The organism is Morganella sp. Je.2.23 (genome assembly GCF_051129855.1).
GTDB classification, from domain to species: Bacteria; Pseudomonadota; Gammaproteobacteria; order Enterobacterales; family Enterobacteriaceae; genus Morganella; species Morganella sibonii.
The window spans coordinates 1,722,206-1,744,917 of the sequence record NZ_JBCPSQ010000001.1 but is presented as its reverse complement, the minus strand read 5'-3'; the positions used below and the strand labels follow the sequence as shown (position 1 = coordinate 1,744,917).

Genomic DNA, 22,712 nt, shown 5'->3' with positions numbered 1-22,712 from the left:
AGACCCCGTTATAAAGAACCCGCGACGAACGCGGGTTTTTTCTTATATTGGCAGTATCGACGACATGCGGCGGTTACTTTGTCTGCACACCGATAATTTTAGTGGTGCAGTTCTGGGCAATTTCACCGATAGCCTGAGAATCCTGTTCTGTCAGTTTCTGACCTTTGCGGATCTGATCATCCAGTTTGGTCAGCCCGTCTTTACCGAATTTTGCCAGTGAGTTGTCATAGACACACTCACAGACTTCCGGGACTTTACTGCGGTTGTCCGGGTTTTTCAGGTTGGTCACAGCGCCTTTTGTACAGTCGGCAACAAACGTTGTTTTGTCCGCCAGTGACGGGGCAGCCAGGCCGGCTGCGCTGAACAGCAGCGTTGCGGCAGCGATCATTTTCAGCTTCATGTCAGTTCCTTAACAGTCATCGGATACCCCGGATAAAGGTCAGCGGGGTATCCGCAGTGGGTTGTATCCGGCCTGAATCAGTAATTCAGTCAGGCGGATCAGCGGTAATCCTATCAGTGTATTAGGGTCATCTCCCTGCAGTTTTTTAAATAAGGCGATTCCTAATCCTTCGGATTTAAAACTGCCGGCACACTGATAAGGCGTTTCCGCCAGCAGATAAGCGCGGATTTCGTCATCTTCCAGTGTACGGAAATATACGTGGTAAGGTTCACATATCGTGTGATCTTCCCCGGTGGCACTGTTGTACAGGCTCAGTCCGGTATAAAAGGTGATGCGCTGACCGGAAGCTTTGCGCAGTTGTGCAAACGCCGCATCATAGTGATGTGGTTTGCCGGTAATCTCCCCGTCCAGCACACAGACCTGATCAGATCCGATAATCAGGCTGTCCGGGTATTGCTGTGTCAGCGAGCGGGCTTTTTCGCGGGCCAGGCGCATGACCAGCGATTGTGCGTCTTCTGCCGGGTACGGGGTTTCATCTGTGCCGGGGGCGGCGGAGACAAACGGCACGCCGAGTTTCTCCAGCAGGGCTTTGCGGTACAGGGAGGTGGAGGCCAGAACCAGTGAGATCATAAATATTCCGAAAATCGTGGTAAAAAGAATAAACTCATTCTAAACTATGCGCCGCTTATTGAGTGTATTTTTAGCGGGAAGGCAGGTTACCGCCCTCTTTGCTGTCTATATTTTCTTTGACTATATCGTCTTACGAATATAAGATGCGCGCCTTATGCAAAAGATAAAATTACCTCTGACTATTGATGCAAAGCGCGCCGCGCAGAAGCGCCTGGATTACCGGGGGTGCTATGCACCTGAGCAGGTTACGCGGTTAGCCGAATCGGTAGTCAGTGTGGACAGCGACGTTGATGTTGATTTGACGTTTGAAATCGATCCGCAGCGTCTGACAGTCATTAAGGGAACAGCAGAAACTGATGTTTCACTTGAGTGTCAGCGGTGTGGTAACATCTTCCCGCTTCATGTCCGCGCAACGTATTGTTTCAGCCCGGTTGTCAGCGATGAACAGGCTGAGGCATTACCGGAAGAGTATGAGCCAATTGACGTAAGTGATTTTGGTGAGACAGATTTACTGGCAATGATTGAAGATGAATTAATTCTTTCTCTGCCTGTGGTTCCGGTACATGATTCTGAACACTGTGAAGTGTCCGACGCGGTGAAAGTCTTTGGTGAGCTTCCTCCGGAAGCAGAAAAGCCAAATCCGTTTGCTGCATTAGCCAGTTTAAAGAAAAGTACTTAAGGAGTAAGGTCAATGGCCGTACAACAAAATAAACCAACTCGTTCCAAACGTGGTATGCGTCGCTCTCATGACGCACTGTCAGCAACTCTGGTTTCTGTTGACAAAACCTCTGGTGAAACTCATCTGCGTCACCATGTGACCGCTGATGGTTACTACCGTGGTCGTAAGGTAATCAACAAGTAATCTGCTGCTTTTAAGCACGTTGATATCTTGACTAATCTAACCATCGCGTTAGATGCCATGGGTGGGGATATCGGCCCCCATGTCACAGTGCCTGCCTCGCTGCAGGCACTGGCATCTAATCCAAAGCTCACCCTGTTGCTGGTCGGGCACCCTGATTCCATTTCTCCTCTGCTTGCAAACCAGAATGCTGAGCTGCTCACTCGTCTGCGGGTGATCCCTGCCTATGAGACGATTGCCGGTGATGCCAAACCTTCTCAGGCTATCCGCCAGAGTAAAGGCACATCCATGCGTATCGCGCTGGAACTGGTGAAAGAGGGGGAGGCACAGGCGTGCGTCAGTGCCGGAAACACCGGGGCGCTGATGGGGCTGGCAAAACTGATGCTGAAATCCATTGACGGCATCGAGCGTCCTGCACTGATGACCGTGGTGCCGAATCAGAAGAAAGGCAAAACGGTATTGCTTGATCTGGGCGCAAACGCGGAGTGCAGCAGTGAGATGCTGGTGCAGTTTGCTGTCATGGGCGCGGTGATGGCAGAAGATGTGGCCGGGATTCCTCATCCGCGTGTGGCATTACTGAACATCGGTGAAGAAGAAACCAAGGGACTCGACAATATCCGCGAAGCAGCCACGGTGCTGAAATCGATACCGGACATCAATTATATCGGCTATGCAGAAGGTAATGAACTGCTGACCGGTAAAACGGATGTACTGGTCTGTGACGGCTTCGCGGGTAACGTTACCCTGAAAACCATGGAAGGGGTGATTCGTGTGATCCTTTCTATGTTTAAATCACAGAATGAAGGCAAATCGTCATCTCTGCTGTACAGAGCTGTGAAGAAAGTCGTGAAGAAAGTGGTGACAAAATGGCTGAATAAACGCTTCAGCCACCTGAACCCCGACCAGTATAACGGCGCTTCTCTGTTAGGATTACGCGGCATTGTGATTAAAAGTCACGGTGCGGCGAATGTAAGTGCATTCAACGCTGCCATTACGCAGGCGGTTCAGACCGTTGAAAAGCAGGTGCCGGAACGAATCGCATCTCGCCTTGCTATGGTATTACCTAAGAGTAACTGACTAATATGTATACAAAAATTTTAGGAACCGGGAGCTATCTTCCTGCACAAATCCGCACAAATGCTGATCTGGAAAAAATGGTCGACACAACCGATGAGTGGATTGTTACTCGTACGGGTATCCGCGAGCGCCGTCTGGCCGGTGATGATGAAACCGTTGTCACGATGGGCCACCAGGCAGCGCTGAACGCACTGGATATGGCAGGTATTCCTGCCGGTGATATCGATCTGATTGTCGTGGGTACCACGTCTTCCACTCACGGTTTCCCGAGTGCCGCCTGCGAAATCCAGAAACTGCTGGGTATCGACAGCTGTATCTCCTTTGATGTGGCTGCGGCATGTGCCGGTTTCAGCTACGCCATCAGTGTGGTGGATCAATTTATTAAAACCGGTATGGCGAAAAAAGCCCTGGTTATCGGTTCAGATGTTCTGGCGAAAACGCTGGACCCTCAAGATCGCGGTACCGTTATCCTGTTTGGTGACGGCGCGGGTGCTTTTGTGGTTGAAGCGTCTGAAGAACCGGGCATTCTCTCTACTCATCTGCATGCGGACGGCCGTTACGGCGATCTGCTGACATTACCGAATAAAGATCGCAAAGACAGCGAAAAACCGGCGTACCTGACGATGGCGGGTAACGAAGTGTTCCGCGTGGCGGTCCGTGAATTAGCCAACGTCGTTGAAGAAGCGCTGGTGGCGAACAATATCGACAAATCAGAACTCGACTGGCTGGTGCCGCATCAGGCAAACCTGCGCATTATCAGTGCCACCGCAAAAAAATTAAATATGGGCATGGATAAAGTCGTTGTCACCCTGGATCGCCACGGCAACACCTCAGCGGCCTCTGTGCCGACTGCGTTCGATGAAGCCGTTCGGGACGGGCGCATCAAACGCGGTCAGCTGATTCTGATTGAAGCCTTCGGCGGCGGTTTCGCCTGGGGTTCTGCTTTAATTCGTTTTTAATTTTTCAGGAAGCTAAATCATGTCTGCATATGCAATGGTATTTCCGGGACAGGGTTCTCAGTCAGTCGGTATGCTGGCTGACCTCGCGGCAAATTTTCCGGTCGTGGAGGCAACGTTTGCCGAAGCATCCGCTGAACTGGGCTATGACTTATGGGCACTCGTTCAGAACGGACCGGAAGAAGAGCTGAATAAAACCTGGCAGACCCAGCCGGCACTGCTGGCGGCCTCTGTGGCCATCTGGCGCGTCTGGCAGGAAAAAAACGGTGCAATGCCTGCCATGATGGCCGGTCACAGCCTGGGGGAATACTCCGCGCTGGTGTGTGCCGGTGTAATCGATTTTAAAGAAGCCATCAGACTGGTCGAATTACGCGGCCGTCTGATGCAGGAAGCGGTTCCTGCCGGTACCGGTGCGATGTACGCGATCATCGGTCTGGAAAATGACGCCATTGCCAAAGCCTGTGAAGATGCTGCACAGGGGCAGGTGGTATCACCGGTTAATTTTAACTCACCGGGTCAGGTGGTTATCGCCGGTGAGAAAGACGCGGTTGAGCGTGCCGGGGCCTTATGTAAGGAAGCCGGTGCAAAACGTGCACTGCCGTTATCGGTCAGTGTGCCGTCACATTGTGCATTAATGAAGCCGGCTGCTGATAAATTAGCCGTTGCGCTAAAAAATATCACATTTAACACACCAATCTTTTCTGTTGTGAACAATGTTGATGTTAAGATAGAGACTTCCGCCGATGCAATTCGTGATGCATTAGTCCGTCAGCTTTATAATCCGGTACGCTGGACCGAAACTGTTGAGTTTATGGCCGCGCAGGGTGTTGAAGATCTGCTGGAAGCGGGGCCGGGCAAAGTACTGACCGGGCTGACTAAGCGTATTGTGAAAACATTAACATCATCTGCTGTCAATGATATGTCATCATTGGAAACAGCACTTGAAAATCGCTGAGGTTGAGATGAGCTTTGAAGGTAAAATTGCCCTTGTCACCGGTGCGAGCCGCGGAATCGGCCGTGCAATTGCTGAGAAATTAGCAGCACGCGGTGCAACTGTGATTGGTACTGCAACCAGCGAAAGCGGTGCGGCAGCTATCAGTGAATACTTAGGCGCAAAGGGTAAAGGCCTTGCGCTGAACGTGACCGACAGCGCATCCATTGACCATGTATTAGAAAATATTCGCACTGAGTTTGGCGAAATCGATATTTTGGTTAATAATGCAGGTATCACACGTGACAACTTACTGATGCGTATGAAAGACGACGAGTGGCAGGATATCCTGGACACTAACCTTTCATCCGTGTTCCGTCTGTCCAAAGCAGTTATGCGCGCCATGATGAAAAAACGTTGCGGGCGCATCATCACCATCGGTTCTGTTGTCGGAACGATGGGAAATGCCGGACAGGCTAACTATGCGGCGGCGAAAGCCGGGCTGATTGGTTTCAGTAAATCACTCGCCCGTGAAGTTGCGTCGCGCGGTATCACCGTCAACGTCGTTGCCCCGGGTTTTATCGAAACCGATATGACTCGTGCATTGACAGACGACCAGCGTGCAGGCATTTTATCTCAGGTTCCTGCTAACCGTTTGGGTGATGCTGAAGAGATTGCCAGTGCTGTAGCCTTCTTAGCTTCTGATGAAGCGGCTTACATCACAGGCGAGACATTGCATGTCAATGGTGGCATGTACATGATTTAATGTTTGAGCTAACCATTTGCCGTTTTTGTGTAAACGCACGCAAAAGTGAGTATTTATATGGTTAGACCAGCCGGGATTGGGTTGCATCTTTTCCTGTATTTTATAAACTACGAAAACCATCGCATATAGCGAGTTTTGATAGGAAATTTAATAGTATGAGCGCTATCGAAGAACGTGTTAAGAAAATCATCGTTGAACAACTGGGTGTTAAAGAGGAAGAAGTAAAAAACGAAGCTTCATTCGTTGATGACTTAGGCGCTGATTCTCTTGACACAGTTGAGCTGGTGATGGCTCTGGAAGAAGAGTTCGACATCGAAATCCCAGACGAAGAAGCAGAAAAAATCACAACTGTACAGGCTGCTATTGACTACGTTGAGAACGCAGGCAAGTAAGCATCCCTCATGTCCAGGCGGTCACCCGACCGCCTTGTTTCTTTTATTTTCCCCCCCCGGAGGATAAGCGTGTCTAAGCGTCGTGTAGTTGTGACCGGACTTGGCATGTTATCTCCTGTCGGTAATACAGTCGATTCATCCTGGAAAGCTGTGTGTGCCGGGCAGAGTGGTATCAGCCTGATTGATCATTTTGACACCTCAAACCATGCGACCAAATTCGCGGGTATGGTAAAAGATTTCAATCACGAAGATTTTAATATTTCGCGCAAAGATGCCCGGAAGATGGATCTCTTCATTCAATACGGTATTGCAGCCGGTATCCGTGCAATAGAGGATTCCGGACTTGAAGTAACAGAAGCCAATGCAACCCGTATCGGTGCTGCGATTGGTTCTGGTATTGGTGGTCTCGGACTGATTGAAGAAAACTGCGCTTCTCTGGCAGCAGGCGGCCCGCGTAAAGTGAGTCCGTTCTTTGTCCCGTCAACTATCATCAATATGGTTGCCGGACATCTGAGCATTATGTACGGTCTGCGCGGACCAAGTATCTCCATTGCCACTGCCTGTACATCCGGCGTGCATAATATCGGGCATGCGGCCCGGATTATCGCTTACGGTGATGCAGATGTTATGGTTGCCGGTGGTACTGAAAAAGCCAGCACACCATTAGGTGTTGCCGGATTCGGTGCTGCACGTGCCTTATCCACCAATAATGATAATCCTCAGGGCGCAAGCCGTCCGTGGGATAAAGATCGTGACGGGTTTGTGCTGGGAGACGGTGCCGGTATGCTGGTGCTGGAAGAGTACGAACACGCGAAAAACCGCGGTGCGAAAATCTACGCGGAACTGGTCGGTTTCGGGATGAGCAGCGATGCTTATCACATGACATCACCACCGGAAAACGGTGACGGTGCCGCACTGGCCATGGCAAACGCGATTCAGGATGCGGGCATCCCTGCTGACAGCATCGGCTATATTAATGCTCACGGTACATCCACCTCTGCGGGTGATGTGGCGGAAGCAAAAGCCGTTGAAACGGTATTTGGTGAAGGAACGAAGGTTCTGGTCAGTTCAACCAAATCCATGACCGGTCACCTGCTGGGTGCCGCCGGTGCAGTGGAATCCATTTTCACTATTCTGGCTCTGCGTGATCAGATTATACCGCCGACCATCAACCTGGATAATCAGGATGATGCGGTCTGCAAACTCGACTTTGTACCGGGCAAAGCCCGCAAAGTGGAAGGTATGGAATACGCACTCTGTAACTCTTTCGGCTTCGGCGGAACCAACGGTTCCCTGATTTTCCGTAAGATCTGAGTCTGTTTTCTGAGGAAAAAGCGCCATGACGGCGCTTTTTTTTTACCTGATGCATCCGTTATCGTGCTTTTGCACAAAAATCACAGCTGTACTATTATACAGGTCTGTCCGGATACTGAATAACGGTTAAATAATAATCGTTAAAACAATGAGTTGGCTATGACACAACAGGCGCATTACTGGGTTAATGGTGTACCGCAGCACACGATTGCAATTTCTGATCGCAGTGTGCAGTTTGGTGACGGCTGTTTTACCACAATGCGTATTGTGAACAGCAAACCGGCATTACTGACACGCCATCTGCGCCGGTTACAGGATGGCTGCGCAGGGCTGGGACTGACACCGCCGGATGAATCACTGCTGATCGAATGGATCATGCAGGCCGCAGACGGCAGCACCGATGCTGTGCTGAAAGTGATTATCTCCGCCGGTGAGCAGGGGCGCGGTTATCTGCGCGCGGATGTACCGCCGGTGGTGATCCTGATCCGTTCTGTTTACCCGGCCAGTTATCCGGCATTGCAGGAGAACGGGTTATCGCTGGTAAAAAGCCCGGTACCGTTGTCCGTTAATCCGTATCTGGCCGGTATCAAACACCTGAACCGGCTGGAACAGGTGCTTATCCGCCGGTATGTGGCAGAACAGCAGGCAGATGAAGCCATTGTCTGTGATACTGACGGTATTCTGACCGAAGGATGCAGTGCCAATCTGTTCTGGCGCAGCGGTGATGATGTATTTACGCCGTCACTGAACAAATGCGGCGTGGCAGGTGTGATGCGCGCGCATATCATGGATGTACTGAAAAGCAGCCGTTACCGCTGTTATGAAACCGAACGTTTTCCGCAGGTGCTGGCAAAAGCAGATGAAGTGATTATGTGCAATGCGCTGATGCCGGTGATGCCGGTCAATGAGATCCGTGCGGATGACCGTCATCACTGGCGGTATACGTCCCGTTCACTTTTTACCCTGCTTTTGCCGCACTGTCCGGCAGCAATACCCTGAACGAACAGAGTTAATGACTGATGAAAAAAACACGGATTTTCCTTGTGACATTTTTGGTGCTGCTTGCGGTTGCAGGCGGCGTGGCGTATTGGCTTTATCACCAGGTGGACGCTTTTTCCGGACAAAAGATTTCTGTTACTGAAGAGACGATTTTTACCATCCCGCCGGGTACCGGCCGGGTGGCGCTGGAGAAAAAACTGGCGGAAAGCGGGATTATCCCCGAATCACATAACTATGACTGGCTGCTGCAACTGGAGCCGGATCTGGCAAAAATCAAAGCAGGTACTTACCGCCTGACGCCGGATATGACGGTCAGAAGCATGCTGCAACTGTTTGTCAGCGGTAAAGAGGCTCAGTTCAGCATCCGTTTTGTTGAAGGCAGTAAATTGGCGGACTGGCAAAAAATTCTGTCGGAAGCGCCTTACCTGAAACAGACCCTCGCGGATTTACCAGCGGATAAACTGACAGAGATGCTCGGCCTGCCTGCCGGGAGTCACCTCGAAGGGCGTTTTTATCCGGATACCTATCTTTATACCGCCGGAACGGAAGACAGCCAAATTCTGAAACGGGCGCACCAGCAGATGGAAACAAAGCTGGCGGCGGCCTGGAAAACCCGTAACACCGACTTACCGTATGCCGATCCGTATGAAATGCTGATCATGGCTTCGCTGATTGAAAAAGAGACCGGTGTGGACGGCGAACGCAAAAAAGTGGCCTCGGTCTTTATGAACCGGCTGAAACTGAAAATGCGCCTGCAAACTGACCCGACCGTCATTTACGGTATGGGGGAACGTTATCAGGGCACGATTTACCGCAGCGATCTGGCGCGGGCAACGCCGTATAATACCTATCAGATTGACGGCATGCCGCCGACGCCTATCGCCATGCCGGGCAGTGCTTCACTGGAAGCGGCAGCCAGACCGGACACTACCGGTTACCTTTACTTTGTCGCAGACGGTAAGGGCGGACATGTATTTACCACAAACCTGCGGGATCACAACCGGGCGGTTGCGGATTACCGTAACGGATTAAAAAAACAATGACAGGCAAATTTATTGTAATTGAAGGGCTTGAAGGTGCCGGGAAAACCACGGCACGTCAGGTGATTGTTGATACACTGCATGAAAACGGCATTACGGATCTGATCTATACCCGTGAGCCGGGCGGCACGCCGCTGGCAGAAAAACTGCGTACGCTGATTAAAGACGGGATCGACGGCGAAACCGTCACAGATAAAGCCGAAGTGCTGATGTTATACGCTGCCCGTATTCAGCTGGTGGATAATGTTATCAAACCGGCACTGGCGCGGGGACAATGGGTTATCGGCGATCGCCATGACCTGTCTTCTCAGGCCTACCAGGGCGGCGGACGCGGTATTGACCGCAAGCTGATACAGTCACTGCGTGATACGGTGCTGGGGGATTTTTATCCTGACTTTACGCTGTATCTCGATCTGCCGCCGGAAACCGGCTTATCCCGTGCCCGCAGCCGGGGCGACCTGGACAGAATTGAGCAGGAATCGCTGGATTTCTTCCGTCGTACCCGCGCCCGTTATCTGGAACTGGCCGAATCTGACCCGCGCATTGTTACCGTTGATGCATCGCAATCAATGGATAATGTCCATCAATCTATCCGCGCTGCAGTACTGGATTGGCTGGCACAGCAAAAAGAGGCGTAATGAACTGGTATCCGTGGCTTAATCCTGTTTACCGTCAGCTGGCAACCGCGTGGTTGTCCGGCCAGGGGCATCATGCGCTTCTGCTGTACGGTATTCCCGGCACCGGCACCGACGAGCTGGCCTATGCCCTGACACGTCTGCGGATGTGTCAGCAGCCGCAGGGCATCAAAAGCTGCGGGGAGTGCCACAGCTGTAAACTGATGCTGGCAGGCACACATCCGGATTTTTATCTGCTGCAGCCGGAAAAAGGCAAATCCACCTCCGGTGTTGATATCGTGCGGGCCGTGACAGAAAAACTGCATGACCACGCTCAGCAGGGCGGTGCCAAACTGGTTCATATTCCGCAGGCGGAACTGCTGACGGAAGCGGCCGCCAACGCCTTACTGAAAACCCTGGAAGAGCCGACAGAGAACACCTGGTTTGTGTTACAGAGCCAGGGGGCGGAACAATTACTGCCGACACTGCGCAGCCGCTGTTTTGCGTATCACCTGGCACCGCCGTCACCGGATACCGGCTTACAGTGGTTGCAGCGCGAACATCCCCGGTCCGATGCCATATCCCGGCAGACGGCACTGAATCTCTGCCATAATGCCCCGGCAGCAGCACTGCTGCTGCTGACAACCGCTGACTGGCAAAACCGGCTGAACCTGTTCACGCAACTGGCCGCATCGGTACGCAGCGGGGACTTTTTATCGCTGTTATCTGAACTGAATCATCAGGATGCGGAAAAGCGCATCAGCTGGCTGACAACCCTGTTTATGGATGCGGTAAAATATCAGCAGAATATGGCTCCCGCCTGTCTGAATCAGGATCAGTCAGCTCTTATCGCACAACTGGCGGCACATTACAGCAGCGCGCATTTACTGAGTGCGGCGGAAAGCTGGCTGACCTGCCGCCACCGGCTGATGACTATCACCGGGGTTAATCAGGAGCTGCTGCTGACAGAACAATTGTTACACCAGGAAACGCTGTTTTCTGCACCACCTCATTTAAAATAACAGGTTAATTATGTTTTTAGTCGATTCCCACTGCCACCTCGATTGTCTGGATTATGAAAAACGGCACGAGAGTGTGGATGATGTTATGCAAAAAGCCGCACAGCGTGATGTGAAATATGCGCTGGCGGTTGCGACAACCCTGCCGGGTTATACCAAAATGCGCGAGCTGATTGGCGAACGCCCGGATGTGGCCTTTTCCTGTGGTATTCATCCGCTGAATCTGGATGAGCCGTATGATTTCACACTGCTGCGTGAACTGGCAGCGGATAAACGTGTGGTGGCACTCGGCGAAACCGGACTGGATTACTACTATCAGAAAGAGAATGCGGCGCTTCAGCGTGATGTTTTCCGTGAGCATATCCGCATCGGACGTGAACTGAATAAGCCGGTCATTGTACATACCCGCGATGCCCGTGAAGATACCCTGGCGATTATCCGCGAAGAACAGGCCGGGGAGTGCGGCGGCGTGTTACACTGCTTTACCGAGGATAAAGAGACGGCAACGGCACTGCTGGATGAAGGTTTTTATATCTCCTTTTCCGGTATCGTGACCTTCCGCAACGCAGAACAGATCCGCGAAGCCGCACGGATTGTGCCGCTGGATCGTATTCTGGTGGAAACAGATTCACCTTATCTGGCACCGGTGCCGTTCCGCGGCAAAGAGAACCAGCCCGCTTACGTGCGTGATGTGGCGGAGTATATGGCGGTATTAAAAGGGGTGAGCGTTGAGGCGCTTGCTGAGATCACCACTGACAATTTCAGCCGTCTGTTTCAGGTGTCAGTCCGGTAAATACGGACCCGTCTGTCAGGCTGATTAATTACAGGAGCAGGTTATGGCCGAAGAAACTATTTTTAGTAAAATTATTCGTCGTGAAATTCCGTCTGATATCGTTTATCAGGATGACAGCGTCACGGCGTTCCGTGATATTTCCCCGCAGGCACCGACGCATATTCTGATTATTCCCAATCATCTTATTCCTACCGTGAATGATGTCACTGCGGAAGATGAACAGGTTCTGGGTCATATGATCACCGTGGCAGCCAAAATCGCGCAGCAGGAAGGGATTGCGGATGACGGCTACCGCCTGATTATGAACTGTAACCGTCACGGCGGACAGGAAGTGTTCCACATTCATATGCATCTGGTCGGCGGCCGTCATCTGGGGCCGATGCTGGCAAAATAACCGGCAGACAGGAGAATCGTGATGAAACGTCTTTTATGTGTGATTGCCTCTGTCTGGCTGCTGGCCGGGTGTCCTTCAATGGCACCGGTAACACCTCCGGCTCCGGTGGATACGGTAACACCTCCGCCTGCGGATACCACACCGCCGCCGCTGCCGCCGTCAGATACGGTGCCTGTGCCACCGAAAATGAAGAAAATCGAATGGGAACAGAGCATCACACCGCTGGTTAATCAGATGGTACACAGTGACGGCGTGAATCAGGGCAGCACACTGCTGGTCAATAAAGTCGGTAATAAGACCAACAGCAGCCTGCAAACCAATGTCGCGACCGGTGCTCTGATGAATACCATCGGAAAAACCGGGGTGCTGAATGTGATCCCGGCCGGTGCGGTCAGCAGTGCTATGTCAGTGCTTGGGATGGGGGATAACGACACACTGACTCTGCGCAGCAAAGCTATCGGTCTGGCGCGTTACCTGAATGCCGACTATGTGCTGTACAGTGTGGTGACCGGCACCCGCGATGCCCGTCAGATGGAAATGCAGCTGATGTCTGTCAGCAGCGGTGAAATCATCTGGTCCGGTAAGGGCGCGGTGCTTGAGCAGTAACAGCGCGTTACTGTTATGTCTCGCTGAACACTTTCCCGCACTGCCGGCCGGCGGCTGGACAATCCGTCCGCTGAACGGACTGACACGGGAAAGTGTCAGTATTGAACAAAATGATGTATTTCTGATTGGCAGAGCGCAGACGGCACACAGTGCGGATATCGGTGTCAGCCGTCAGAAAGAGGCACGTATTCTGCACCGGTTGCGTGACAGCGGGCTGGCGCCGCGTGTGGCGGGCTTCAGCCACGGCTGGTTGCTGCTGTACCGGGTGGCGGGGAAAACTCTGCCGCCGGAACAGATGCAGGAACCGGCGTTTATGCCGCAACTGGCGGCGCTGGTCAGCCGTTTGCATAACCAGCCGCAGACCGGTTACCGTCTGACGCTCAAAGCGCAGGCAGACCGCCATTTTCATCTGACGGACAAACGCCGCCGCACACCACAGCTGCTGCGCATCCACAGTCACTTTATGCGCGAAGCGGAACCACAGCCGCTGAAACTCGCCCCTGCACATATGGATATCCATCCCGGTAATATCGTGACCGCAGCGGGTGATCTGCATCTGATTGACTGGGAATACGCCGCTGACACGGATATCGGCCTCTCTCTCGCCACACTTTTTCGTGCCAATAACTGGTCATTGACGTTAATTCACACTTTTCTGCGTTATTATTCTGCTTATCACTGTCCGCAGCGCGTACTGGCGCAGACCTGCCGCTGGCAGGCACGGGCAGATTATATGATGGTTATGTGGTTTGAGAGCCGCTGGGGACAAACCGGCGACCCGCAGTTTCTGCAATACCCGGCCGCGCTGAAAGCCGCCGCCGGGCTCAGGTAAATATAACGAGGTGTCACCATGGGTCCTGTAATGTTAGATGTTGAAGGGTATGAGCTGGACAGCGAAGAGCGCGAAATTCTGCGCCACCCTTCTGTCGGGGGCGTGATTCTTTTTACCCGTAATTTCCATGACACGGCACAGCTGCGTGAACTGACGCGGCAGATCCGTGAAGCCACCCGCGACAACCGTGTGGTGATTGCGGTTGATCAGGAAGGCGGACGCGTTCAGCGGTTTAAAGAGGGTTTTACCCGTCTGCCGGCGGCGCAATCTTTTGCACTGCTGAATGACCCGCTCACCGGCTCTGCGATGGCAGAAGAAGCGGGCTGGCTGATGGCGGCGGAAATGATCGCCATGGATATTGATATCAGTTTTGCGCCGGTGCTGGATCTGGGGCATGGCAGCGCGGCTATCGGCTCGCGTGCGTTCCATGAGGACGGCGATATTGCGGCGCAGATGGCGGAGCGTTTTGTGCGCGGTATGCGCAGCGCCGGAATGTCGAGTACCGGTAAACACTTCCCCGGACACGGCGCGGTCAGTGCGGATTCCCACAAAGAAACGCCGCGTGATGAACGCGACCCGGCGGTGATCCGCGGTAAAGACATGGCGATTTTCCGTGAATTTATCCAGCGTGGCCTGCTCGATGCTGTCATGCCTGCTCATGTGATTTATACACAGATTGATGATCGTCCGGCCAGCGGCTCGCCGTACTGGCTGAAATCAGTACTGCGTCAGCAGCTCGGGTTTGACGGGGTGATTTTCTCGGATGACCTGTCAATGGAAGGGGCGGCGGTCATGGGTGGTTATGCCGAACGCGGTCAGGCATCACTGGATGCGGGCTGCGATATGATCCTGGTCTGTAATAACCGTAAAGGTGCTGTGACTATCCTTGATAATTTGCCTGTTATCACGGCACAACGTATTGATAAGTTGTATCATCGGGGTAAAGGTTATGATCTGGCCGAATTGCAGCGCAGTGAGCGCTGGCAGCAGGCGAACAAAACCCTATCCGTATTACACGAACAATGGCAGGAGCGAGCATGATTATTTATCTTCATGGATTTGATTCAACCAGCCCGGGCAATCATGAAAAAGTGATGCAGCTGAAATTTGCGGACCCGGATGTCCGTTTTATCAGTTACAGCACACTGCATCCGCGTTATGACATGAAATATCTGCTGACCGAAGTGGATAAAGCGGTAAAACAGAGCGACGGTCCGGCCATTGTGCTGGGCGTGGGGCTGGGAGGCTTCTGGGCTGAACGTGTCGGCTACCTGTGCGGAATTCGTCAGGTGATGGTAAACCCGAACCTGTTCCCGTATGAAAATATGGAAGGTAAAATCGACCGCCCGGAAGAGTATCTGGATATCATGACCAAGTGTATTTCGGATTTCCGCACCCTGAACCGGCAGAACTGCCTGGTGTTGTTGTCCCGCAATGATGAAGCACTGGATAGTCAGCGTGCGCATGATACTTTATCGCCTTACTACCAGGTTATCTGGGATGAAGAGCAGGCTCATAAATTTAAAGATCTGTCCCGTCATTTACAGGAAATCAAAGAGTTTAAAACACCGTTTAAAAAAGCCTGATATCAGTAAAATGACCGTGCCTGCTGAAGGCGCGGTTTTTTTACGCCTCAACTGAAGCGATTCCTGTCTCAAAACTGCCTTCCCTGTGCGGTATCTCTTACGTATCTTTCCGGTCATTGCGCTATATCAATAACTTTCTGCTGGCGGATCAGCAAGATAACAGGCTTTTTCCATGGGTGACTGTGAAAAGTTAATCCGGTGATTAAAGAAAACATCAGAGGTAAACCAAAAGTAAAATATTCTTGTTAACTTTAAAATAATGTTTGCATTTTACCGCCGGATTACCCAAAATTTGATTATGATCAAATATGGTATGACCAAATTACCTGTTGTGGTATACCATGGTGTGACACGATTCAGTTTTGTCTGATGTTATCTCACTGTTTTTCCTGAAGAGCCCTGAGATAACGTTAGATTATTTTTCAGAGGATGTTATGACTACACCGAATACGAAGATTGTGATTATCGGCGGTGGCGCAGGCGGGCTGGAACTGGCAACGCAGCTCGGCCACAAACTGGGTAAGAAGAAAAAAGCAGAAATCACTCTGGTCGATCGCAACAGCAGCCACCTGTGGAAACCGCTGTTACACGAAGTGGCGACCGGTTCTCTGGATGACGGCGTGGATGCCCTGAGCTACCTGGCACACGCCCGCAATCACTATTTTAATTTCCAGCTGGGCTCTATGACCGGACTGGATCGCGACAGCAAAAATATCACCCTGGCGGAAATCCGTGATAACAACGGTGACCTGCTGGTACCGGAACGTAACCTGGATTATGACATCCTGGTAATGGCGCTGGGCAGTACTTCCAATGATTTCGGGACGCCGGGGATCAAAGAGAACTGTATCTTCCTCGACAGTCCGTCACAGGCAAAACGTTTCCATAATGAGATGCTGAACCTGTTCCTGAAATATTCCGCCAGCCACGGCGAAGGCGAAAAAGTGAATATCGCCATTGTCGGCGGCGGTGCGACCGGGGTGGAATTGTCCGCAGAACTGTATAACGCCGTTGAGCAGCTCCACAGCTACGGTTTTAAAGGTCTGAACACGGATGCGCTGAATGTGACACTGGTGGAGGCGGGTGAGCGTATCCTGCCTGCACTGCCGCCGAAAATTGCCGGTGCAGCACATCAGGAACTGAGCAAGCTGGGCGTAAGAGTCATGACACAGACTATGGTCACCAGTGCCGATGAATCCGGCCTGAACACAAAAGATGGTGAGCATATTACCGCAAGCCTGATGGTCTGGGCAGCCGGTATCAAGGCGCCGGATTTCCTGAAAGAGATCGGCGGACTGGAAACTAACCGCATCAATCAGCTGATGGTCAAACCAACGCTCCGGACCACCCGCGATGATGCGATTTTTGCTATCGGCGACTGCTCATCCTGCCCGAAAAAAGAGGGCGGATTTGTTCCGCCGCGTGCACAGTCAGCACACCAGATGGCCACCCGCTGTTATCACAACATCCTTGCGGTGCTTAATGATAAGCCGCTGAAGGATTATGTGTTTAAAGATCACGGCTCTCTGGTCTCTCTGTCCCGCTTCAGTACGGTCGGCAGTCTGATGGGGAACCTGATGCGCGGAAATATGATGATTGAAGGGCGGATCGCCCGCGTGATGTATATTTCATTGTACCGTATGCACCAGATAGCACTGCACGGTTATATAAAAACCGGGCTGATGATGCTGGTCGGCGGAATAAACCGGATTATCCGGCCGCGGCTGAAACTGCATTAATTTGATCTCCGCTAAAAATGACGCCTCCGGGCGTCATTTTTTATCAGTAAGAAACCCTGCTGACCACAAGGAAATACAGATCGCTCAAATTTGAGGCAGCACAAAAAAGGTATTATTAAACAGGCGCTCAGTATCATCACTAACAGATAATTCCGGTAGTAATGAACAAAATAAGGCAGATACTGCTCATTTATTAATGAATGTTGATCGTTGTCAGTACACACACAGCCGTATTGAATTAATAAATTACAGGGACAAGATTTTAATTCAATATTATTTAACCTTTATTTAGCGGCACTGAAGGAATATAGCACGACAGATAAACAGTTAAAAAATACCCCCCGTTGTGCGATAGGAATAATCCTAATAATTACCGTTGGATATTTAGATAATTTGACAATGAATAAAACTAAATGGAAACCGTTATCACGAATAACTGTTACAGGGCTCGGGCTTCTTTTTGTTATTTTTGCGGTAATTATTTCCCTTGCTGTGATAAAACATAAACGTCCCGCTGTTGCTGAGGTTCTTTCATCCGAACCGATTACGGCGACGATACCGGTGCGCCACGAATACTGTGACCTGACAACCATGCCGGGGCCGTATAAACGGGAGCTTCTGGATATCGTTCACCCGACAGAACAGGTGTGTACCCCGTATCTGCTGTATGAAACACTGCTGCATGAACCGAAGGTGTACGGCGGCCCGACATACCGCTCCTGCACCACGGCGTACACTTATGAACAGCGGGTTATCGGCTATGATGTGGTATATAAAATTAACAATACCGTCGGTAAGGTCAGAATCAATTATAATCCCGGTGATGCGATGCCGGTGGATAATTCAGGGCGGCTGATCATTTTGCCGGGGCTGGATAGCGTAAAATAAATTGTGCAGCGGACAAAAAAAGAAAATACCGGTTTATTCAGTAAACCGGTATCAGTCAATTTTATTTAATATAACCGGAAATTAAACCCAGCCTTTCTGACGGAACTGTTTTAATACCGCAACGAATTGCTGCATCTCTTCCGGTGTCCCTAATGTCAGACGGCTCCAGCCGGTAACCGGCGGAAATTCACGGCCGACCATAATATGGTTCTCTTTCATCCGCTGCTGATAGGTTTTTACATCCCCGTCCACTTTGTGGAAGATAAAATTAGCCTGTGATGGTGCATAAGGCAGATTTAATTCTTTCAGTACGGCCACCACAATTTCCCGCGCTACATCCGTTGAATGACGGCTGTAATCAATAAACGGTTTATCATTCAGGGATGCCAGTGCGGAAACGGCGCCTGCGATATTAGTATTATCGATAGAATTGAAGTTATTTATCTGTTCTGTCACTGCCGGTACGGCAATACCATAACCGACACGAAGTCCGGCCAGGGCAAATATTTTTGAGAATGTCCGGGTCACAATAATATTGGATTTACCGGCAGACACCCATTCAACCGCACTTTTAAATTGCGGGTCAGATACAAATTCTGCATAAGCCTCATCAATAATAAAATTCTGCTGCGGCGGCGCCTGATTCACCCACTGCGCGAGTTGTGAGGCAGGGGTGATCATGGCAGTCGGGTTATTCGGATTACAGATATAGATAACGGAATGACCGGCAAAGTTATCCGCAATTGCCTGCATCGCGGTGAGGTCGAAAGAGAGATCGGCTTTCAGCGGGACTTTGACAATATTCACACCCAGCGGCTCTGCATACAGTTCGGCATAATTAAAGGTCGGGTCCGGCACAATCAGCTGTACCGGCTGCTGTTTTTTCTGTGCTTGCGCCACCAGCATCTGCACTGCTGCCTGAATGGTTTCTGATGACCCGTTTCCGAGGCTGATGTGTTCTGGCGTCAGTGAGAAATGCGCGGCGATTTGTTCAATCAGCGCTTCGCGGGCAGCATCCGGATAACGGAACGCGCCGGGAAGTGCATTAATAATCGCCTGACGGGCTTTCGGCGACATCCCCAAAGAATTTTCATTGAAGTTCAGCAGCAGCGGATTTTCTGCACTGAGCGGCGCGGTTTTAACAGCGGGAGAAGCGGTATCAGTGGCGGCATGACCGGTACTGATCAGAGAAGCAGCGGTTAAGCCGCCGAGTGCGATCCCTGTTGATTTCAGAAACGAACGACGATCCATAGTATTTACCCTGTTGTTGTCATTATATTTTGGTAAATACTAACCGAACTAACAATTATCTTGCAAATTAATATTCATAATAAATGGATTTTTATTCATTTTGGTGGTGCCGGCCGAAACCGGCACCTGCCTGATAGTGCGGATGTTGTGCGTTATACAGGATGAGCGGCAAAGGCCGTCAGTAAATCCGCGACAAACTCAATACGTTTGGTACGATCGGTCAGGTCACAGATAAACTTCAGTTTTGACGGGCCATCCAGCCGGTACTGTTTCGGATTGTTTTGCAGCAGCCCGATCAGGTAAGAAGGATCGACATGGTTTTTCTCACTGAATTCGATAAAACCGCCTTTCTCCTGTGCTTCAATCCGGCGTATCCCGAGTTGCTGCGCCTGTAAGCGCAAACCGGCAGCCGCCAGCAGGTGGCGTCCGGCATCGGGCAGCAGGCCGAAACGGTCAATCAGCTCAATCTTCAGTTCTGTCAGTTCGGTATCACTGCGTGCACTGGCAATCCGCTTATAGAAGGAAAGACGCATACTGACATCCGGCAGATAATCGTCCGGCAGCAGAGCGGGCATGCGAAGCTCCACTTCGGTCTGATTTTGGGTGAGATCTTCCAGCGACGGCTCTTTGCCGTTTTTCAGGGAATCGACTGCGCTTTCCAGCAATTCCATATAAAGGGTGAAACCGATGCTGGCCATCTGGCCGCTCTGGTCATCCCCCAGCAATTCACCCGCACCACGGATTTCCAGGTCGTGTGTGGCGAGCGCAAACCCGGCGCCCAGATCTTCCAGCGAGGCGATAGCTTCCAGACGTTTATGGGCATCGGTGGTCATCGCTTTCGGATGTGGTGTCAGCAGATAGGCATAGGCCTGATGGTGTGAACGCCCGACACGGCCGCGCAACTGATGCAGCTGTGCCAGCCCGAAATGATCGGCCCGTTCGATGATAATGGTATTGGCGCTGGGAATATCGATACCGGTTTCAATAATCGTGGTGCATACCAGGACATTAAAACGCTGGTGGTGGAAATCAGTCATCACCCGTTCCAGTTCGCGCTCACGCATCTGTCCGTGGCCGATCGCCACACGGGCTTCCGGTACCAGCTCCGCAATACGGTCACGGGCTTTTTCAATGTTTTCCACATCGTTGTAGAGATAATAGACCTGACCGCCGCGCAATACCTCACGCAGAATCGCCTCCCGCACCACCAGCTCATCATACTGACGGACAAAGGTTTTCACCGCCAGCCGTCTTGCCGGTGGTGTGGCGATAATAGAGAGGTCACGCATGCCGCTCATCGCCATATTCAGGGTGCGCGGGATCGGTGTGGCGGTGAGGGTCAGGATATCCACATTGGCCCGCATGGCCTTAATACGTTCTTTATGACGGACGCCGAAACGGTGCTCTTCATCCACCACCAGCAGGCCGAGATCATGCCAGTGCACATCACTCTGCAACAGCTTGTGTGTGCCGATAATGATATCCACCTTACCTTCTTTGGTATCATCCAGCACCTGTTGCTGCTCTTTGGCGCTGCGGAAACGGGAAAGGACCTCAATCCGCACCGGCCAGTTGGCGAAACGGTCACGGAAGTTATCATAATGCTGCTGCGCCAGCAGGGTGGTCGGGACCAGCACGGCAACCTGCTTATGGTTATTGACGGCGAGGAACGCTGCCCGCATTGCGACCTCGGTTTTACCGAAACCGACATCGCCGCACACCAGCCTGTCCATTGCCACCGGCTGGCACATATCGCTCAGCACGGCGTTGATAGCCTGTTCCTGGTCTGCGGTGGTTTCAAACGGAAAAGACTGACAAAATTCGCGGTATTGTTCGCGATCATGCTTAAACGCGAAACCGGGTTTGACGGCCCGTTGTGCATAAATATCCAGTAACTGAGCGGCCACATCGCGGACTTTTTCCGCCGCTTTCTGACGGGCTTTGCTCCACGCCTCGCCGCCGAGTTTATGCAGCGGCGCGCTTTCATCCGCGCCCCCGGCATAACGGCTGATCAGATGCAGGGACGATACCGGCACATACAGTTTATCTTCCCCGGCGTAAGTGAGGATCAGGTATTCTGCTTTGATCCCTCCGGCTTCCAGAGTAGTTAATCCCTGATAACGGCCGACACCGTGCTCCAGATGCACCACCGGCTGGCCGGGGCGCAATTCCGCGAGGTTGCGGATCAGCGTGTCTGTATTAATCGTGCGGCGCGTGTCCTGACGGCGGCGCACCACGCGCTCACCCAGCATATCGCTTTCACAAATCAGGACGCGCTGACGCTCATTATCAACAAAACCGTGCTCGGCAGCGCCGATCATGACATAAATACCCGGTACGGTTGCATCCTGCAAACTGCGGATTTCCGCCGGTTTGATTTTGATCCGCGCCAGCAATTCCTGCACGCTTTCGCGGCGACCCTCACTTTCCACCGAGAAAATCACGGCAGCGTCTGTGCTTTCCAGGAAGCGGCGCAGCGGATCAAGCGGGGATTTCAGCTGCGGATTGACTTTCAGATCCGGCAGCGGGGTGTAGCCGAGGTTAGTATTAGCAGCTTTGCGCGGCAGTTTGTCATTATTAAGCTGCACACGCGGCAGCGTTTTCATCTGCTGATTGAGTTCTTCCGGTGTCAGCCACAGTTGTGACGGCGGCAGCAATGGCCGCATCGGGTCGACACCCCGGCTTTCAAAGCGCTGCTGTACATCGCGGCGGAAGCGGTCGGCAGACTCCTGCAAATCCTGGGTAACCAGCAGCGTGTTGTCAGGCAGATAATCAAACAGTGGTACCAGCGGTGCGGTGAAAAACAGCGGCTGCCAGTATTCAATCCCGGCGGGCAGCGTACCTTTGCTGACCTGCTGATAAATATGTTCCGGATCACGGCGCACTTCGAAGATTTCCCGCCACTGACTGCGGAACTGTTCTATGGCATCTTTATCCGTCGGGAACTCATGGGCGGGCAGCAGATTGATCGCGTTCACTTCATCCAGTGTACGCTGGGTATCAACATCAAAGGTGCGCAGGCTGTCGATTTCATCATCAAAGAAATCAATCCGGAACGGCAGTTCGCTGCCCATCGGGAACAGATCCAGTAATGCGCCGCGAATCGCAAACTCGCCGTGCTCCAGCACCTGTTCCACACTGCGGTAACCGCCCTGAACCAGCTCTTCACGCAGCTTATCCCGCGACAGTTTTTCCCCTTTTGCCATCACCAGTGCATGGCTGGTGAGAAATTCAGGCGGACACACTTTTTGCATTAATGTATTGACCGGCAGAATCAGTGCGCCTTTTTCCAGGGTTGGCAGACGGTATAAGGTGGATAACCGGTTGGAGATAATCTCCTGGTGCGGTGAAAAACTGTCATACGGCAGGGTTTCCCAGTCGGCGAGGGTTTCTGCCGGCTGTGCGGTAAACTGGCGGATTTCATCCCGCAACCGCAGGGCATTCTGCATATCGCGGGTGACCAGGATGACGGGGCCGTCGTGTTGTTCAATTATCGACGCGGCTTCCACCGCACAGGCTGCACCGGTCATCTCACCGAGCTGGCGGGTATCTGCGGCACGGGCCGGAAGTTCATAACGTGTTTTCAGCGACATTCGGTTTTCCATCGGGCTGCGTGTTTCTGTCAG

At 52.0% G+C, this 22,712-nt stretch carries 24 protein-coding genes; 20 read left to right on the top strand and 4 right to left on the bottom strand.

Annotated elements, in window-relative coordinates:
• Positions 1-73: 73 nt before the first annotated feature.
• Positions 74-400 (bottom strand): hypothetical protein, encoded by a 327-nt coding sequence (locus AAZR23_RS08605; RefSeq protein ID WP_046894924.1) that lies wholly within the window; start codon positions 398-400, stop codon positions 74-76.
• Between the two features lie 39 nt (positions 401-439).
• Positions 440-1,030: a Maf family protein gene (locus tag AAZR23_RS08600; RefSeq protein WP_046894925.1), complete on the bottom strand. Its 591-nt coding sequence runs from the start codon at positions 1,028-1,030 to the stop codon at positions 440-442.
• A 154-nt stretch (positions 1,031-1,184) separates the two neighbouring features.
• On the opposite strand from AAZR23_RS08600, the gene yceD reads away from it, so the two are divergent.
• The 20 genes from yceD (at position 1,185) to umoD (ending at position 17,835) form a co-directional block, all read left to right on the top strand.
• Positions 1,185-1,709 carry a 23S rRNA accumulation protein YceD gene (yceD, locus tag AAZR23_RS08595; protein WP_052925930.1) on the top strand — a complete coding sequence of 175 codons (525 nt, stop codon included), beginning with the start codon at positions 1,185-1,187 and terminating at the stop codon, positions 1,707-1,709.
• 12 nt (positions 1,710-1,721) lie between these two features.
• The gene (gene rpmF / locus AAZR23_RS08590; RefSeq protein ID WP_004240653.1) at positions 1,722-1,892 is read left to right on the top strand and encodes a 50S ribosomal protein L32; all 171 of its coding nucleotides are present in this window, start codon (positions 1,722-1,724) and stop codon (positions 1,890-1,892) included.
• A gap of 27 nt (positions 1,893-1,919) precedes the next feature.
• Positions 1,920-2,966, top strand: coding sequence for a phosphate acyltransferase PlsX (gene plsX / locus AAZR23_RS08585; protein ID WP_434691894.1), 1,047 nt, complete (start codon positions 1,920-1,922; stop codon positions 2,964-2,966).
• A 5-nt stretch (positions 2,967-2,971) separates the two neighbouring features.
• Entirely contained in the window at positions 2,972-3,925 is a 954-nt protein-coding gene (locus AAZR23_RS08580; protein WP_046894928.1) for a beta-ketoacyl-ACP synthase III, read from the top strand.
• A gap of 19 nt (positions 3,926-3,944) precedes the next feature.
• Positions 3,945-4,877: an ACP S-malonyltransferase gene (gene fabD / locus AAZR23_RS08575; protein ID WP_166708166.1), complete on the top strand. Its 933-nt coding sequence runs from the start codon at positions 3,945-3,947 to the stop codon at positions 4,875-4,877.
• 7 nt (positions 4,878-4,884) lie between these two features.
• Positions 4,885-5,619, top strand: a complete 735-nt coding sequence (gene fabG / locus AAZR23_RS08570; RefSeq protein WP_166709001.1) for a 3-oxoacyl-ACP reductase FabG — start codon at positions 4,885-4,887, stop codon at positions 5,617-5,619.
• 155 nt (positions 5,620-5,774) lie between these two features.
• Positions 5,775-6,011 carry an acyl carrier protein gene (gene acpP, locus AAZR23_RS08565; protein WP_004238075.1) on the top strand — a complete coding sequence of 79 codons (237 nt, stop codon included), beginning with the start codon at positions 5,775-5,777 and terminating at the stop codon, positions 6,009-6,011.
• Between the two features lie 69 nt (positions 6,012-6,080).
• Positions 6,081-7,325, top strand: coding sequence for a beta-ketoacyl-ACP synthase II (gene fabF / locus AAZR23_RS08560; RefSeq protein ID WP_046894930.1), 1,245 nt, complete (start codon positions 6,081-6,083; stop codon positions 7,323-7,325).
• A gap of 159 nt (positions 7,326-7,484) precedes the next feature.
• The gene (gene pabC, locus AAZR23_RS08555; protein ID WP_434691890.1) at positions 7,485-8,324 is read left to right on the top strand and encodes an aminodeoxychorismate lyase; all 840 of its coding nucleotides are present in this window, start codon (positions 7,485-7,487) and stop codon (positions 8,322-8,324) included.
• Positions 8,325-8,344: 20 nt separating this feature from the next.
• Positions 8,345-9,367: an endolytic transglycosylase MltG gene (gene mltG / locus AAZR23_RS08550; protein ID WP_046894932.1), complete on the top strand. Its 1,023-nt coding sequence runs from the start codon at positions 8,345-8,347 to the stop codon at positions 9,365-9,367.
• Positions 9,364-10,002, top strand: a complete 639-nt coding sequence (gene tmk / locus AAZR23_RS08545; RefSeq protein ID WP_434691887.1) for a dTMP kinase — start codon at positions 9,364-9,366, stop codon at positions 10,000-10,002. Before mltG ends, tmk begins: the two co-directional genes overlap by 4 nt.
• A complete protein-coding gene (gene holB, locus AAZR23_RS08540) occupies positions 10,002-11,000 on the top strand; it encodes a DNA polymerase III subunit delta' (protein WP_434691884.1) in 999 nt (332 codons plus the stop codon). Before tmk ends, holB begins: the two co-directional genes overlap by 1 nt.
• A 10-nt stretch (positions 11,001-11,010) precedes the next feature.
• The gene (locus tag AAZR23_RS08535) at positions 11,011-11,790 is read left to right on the top strand and encodes a metal-dependent hydrolase (RefSeq protein WP_046894935.1); all 780 of its coding nucleotides are present in this window, start codon (positions 11,011-11,013) and stop codon (positions 11,788-11,790) included.
• A gap of 43 nt (positions 11,791-11,833) precedes the next feature.
• Complete coding sequence (gene hinT, locus AAZR23_RS08530; protein ID WP_046894936.1) at positions 11,834-12,184, top strand: purine nucleoside phosphoramidase; 351 nt, start codon at positions 11,834-11,836, stop codon at positions 12,182-12,184.
• Between the two features lie 21 nt (positions 12,185-12,205).
• Positions 12,206-12,790, top strand: coding sequence for a penicillin-binding protein activator LpoB (lpoB, locus tag AAZR23_RS08525; protein ID WP_107678714.1), 585 nt, complete (start codon positions 12,206-12,208; stop codon positions 12,788-12,790).
• Complete coding sequence (locus AAZR23_RS08520; RefSeq protein ID WP_434691882.1) at positions 12,780-13,622, top strand: hypothetical protein; 843 nt, start codon at positions 12,780-12,782, stop codon at positions 13,620-13,622. The genes lpoB and AAZR23_RS08520 overlap by 11 nt, the downstream gene beginning before the upstream one ends.
• Positions 13,623-13,640: 18 nt before the next feature.
• Positions 13,641-14,663 (top strand): beta-N-acetylhexosaminidase, encoded by a 1,023-nt coding sequence (nagZ, locus tag AAZR23_RS08515; RefSeq protein WP_166708161.1) that lies wholly within the window; start codon positions 13,641-13,643, stop codon positions 14,661-14,663.
• Positions 14,660-15,208, top strand: a complete 549-nt coding sequence (ycfP, locus tag AAZR23_RS08510; protein ID WP_260250154.1) for an alpha/beta hydrolase YcfP — start codon at positions 14,660-14,662, stop codon at positions 15,206-15,208. Before nagZ ends, ycfP begins: the two co-directional genes overlap by 4 nt.
• A 434-nt stretch (positions 15,209-15,642) precedes the next feature.
• Complete coding sequence (locus tag AAZR23_RS08505; RefSeq protein WP_107678711.1) at positions 15,643-16,947, top strand: NAD(P)/FAD-dependent oxidoreductase; 1,305 nt, start codon at positions 15,643-15,645, stop codon at positions 16,945-16,947.
• Between the two features lie 399 nt (positions 16,948-17,346).
• Entirely contained in the window at positions 17,347-17,835 is a 489-nt protein-coding gene (gene umoD / locus AAZR23_RS08500) for a UmoD family flagellar biogenesis regulator (protein WP_107678710.1), read from the top strand.
• Between the two features lie 81 nt (positions 17,836-17,916).
• Here the strand turns inward: umoD and AAZR23_RS08495 are convergent, their stop codons facing one another.
• A complete protein-coding gene (locus AAZR23_RS08495; RefSeq protein WP_434691877.1) occupies positions 17,917-19,086 on the bottom strand; it encodes a pyridoxal phosphate-dependent aminotransferase in 1,170 nt (389 codons plus the stop codon).
• A 152-nt stretch (positions 19,087-19,238) separates the two neighbouring features.
• Positions 19,239-22,679: a transcription-repair coupling factor gene (mfd, locus tag AAZR23_RS08490; protein WP_434692430.1), complete on the bottom strand. Its 3,441-nt coding sequence runs from the start codon at positions 22,677-22,679 to the stop codon at positions 19,239-19,241.
• Positions 22,680-22,712 lie beyond the last annotated feature (33 nt).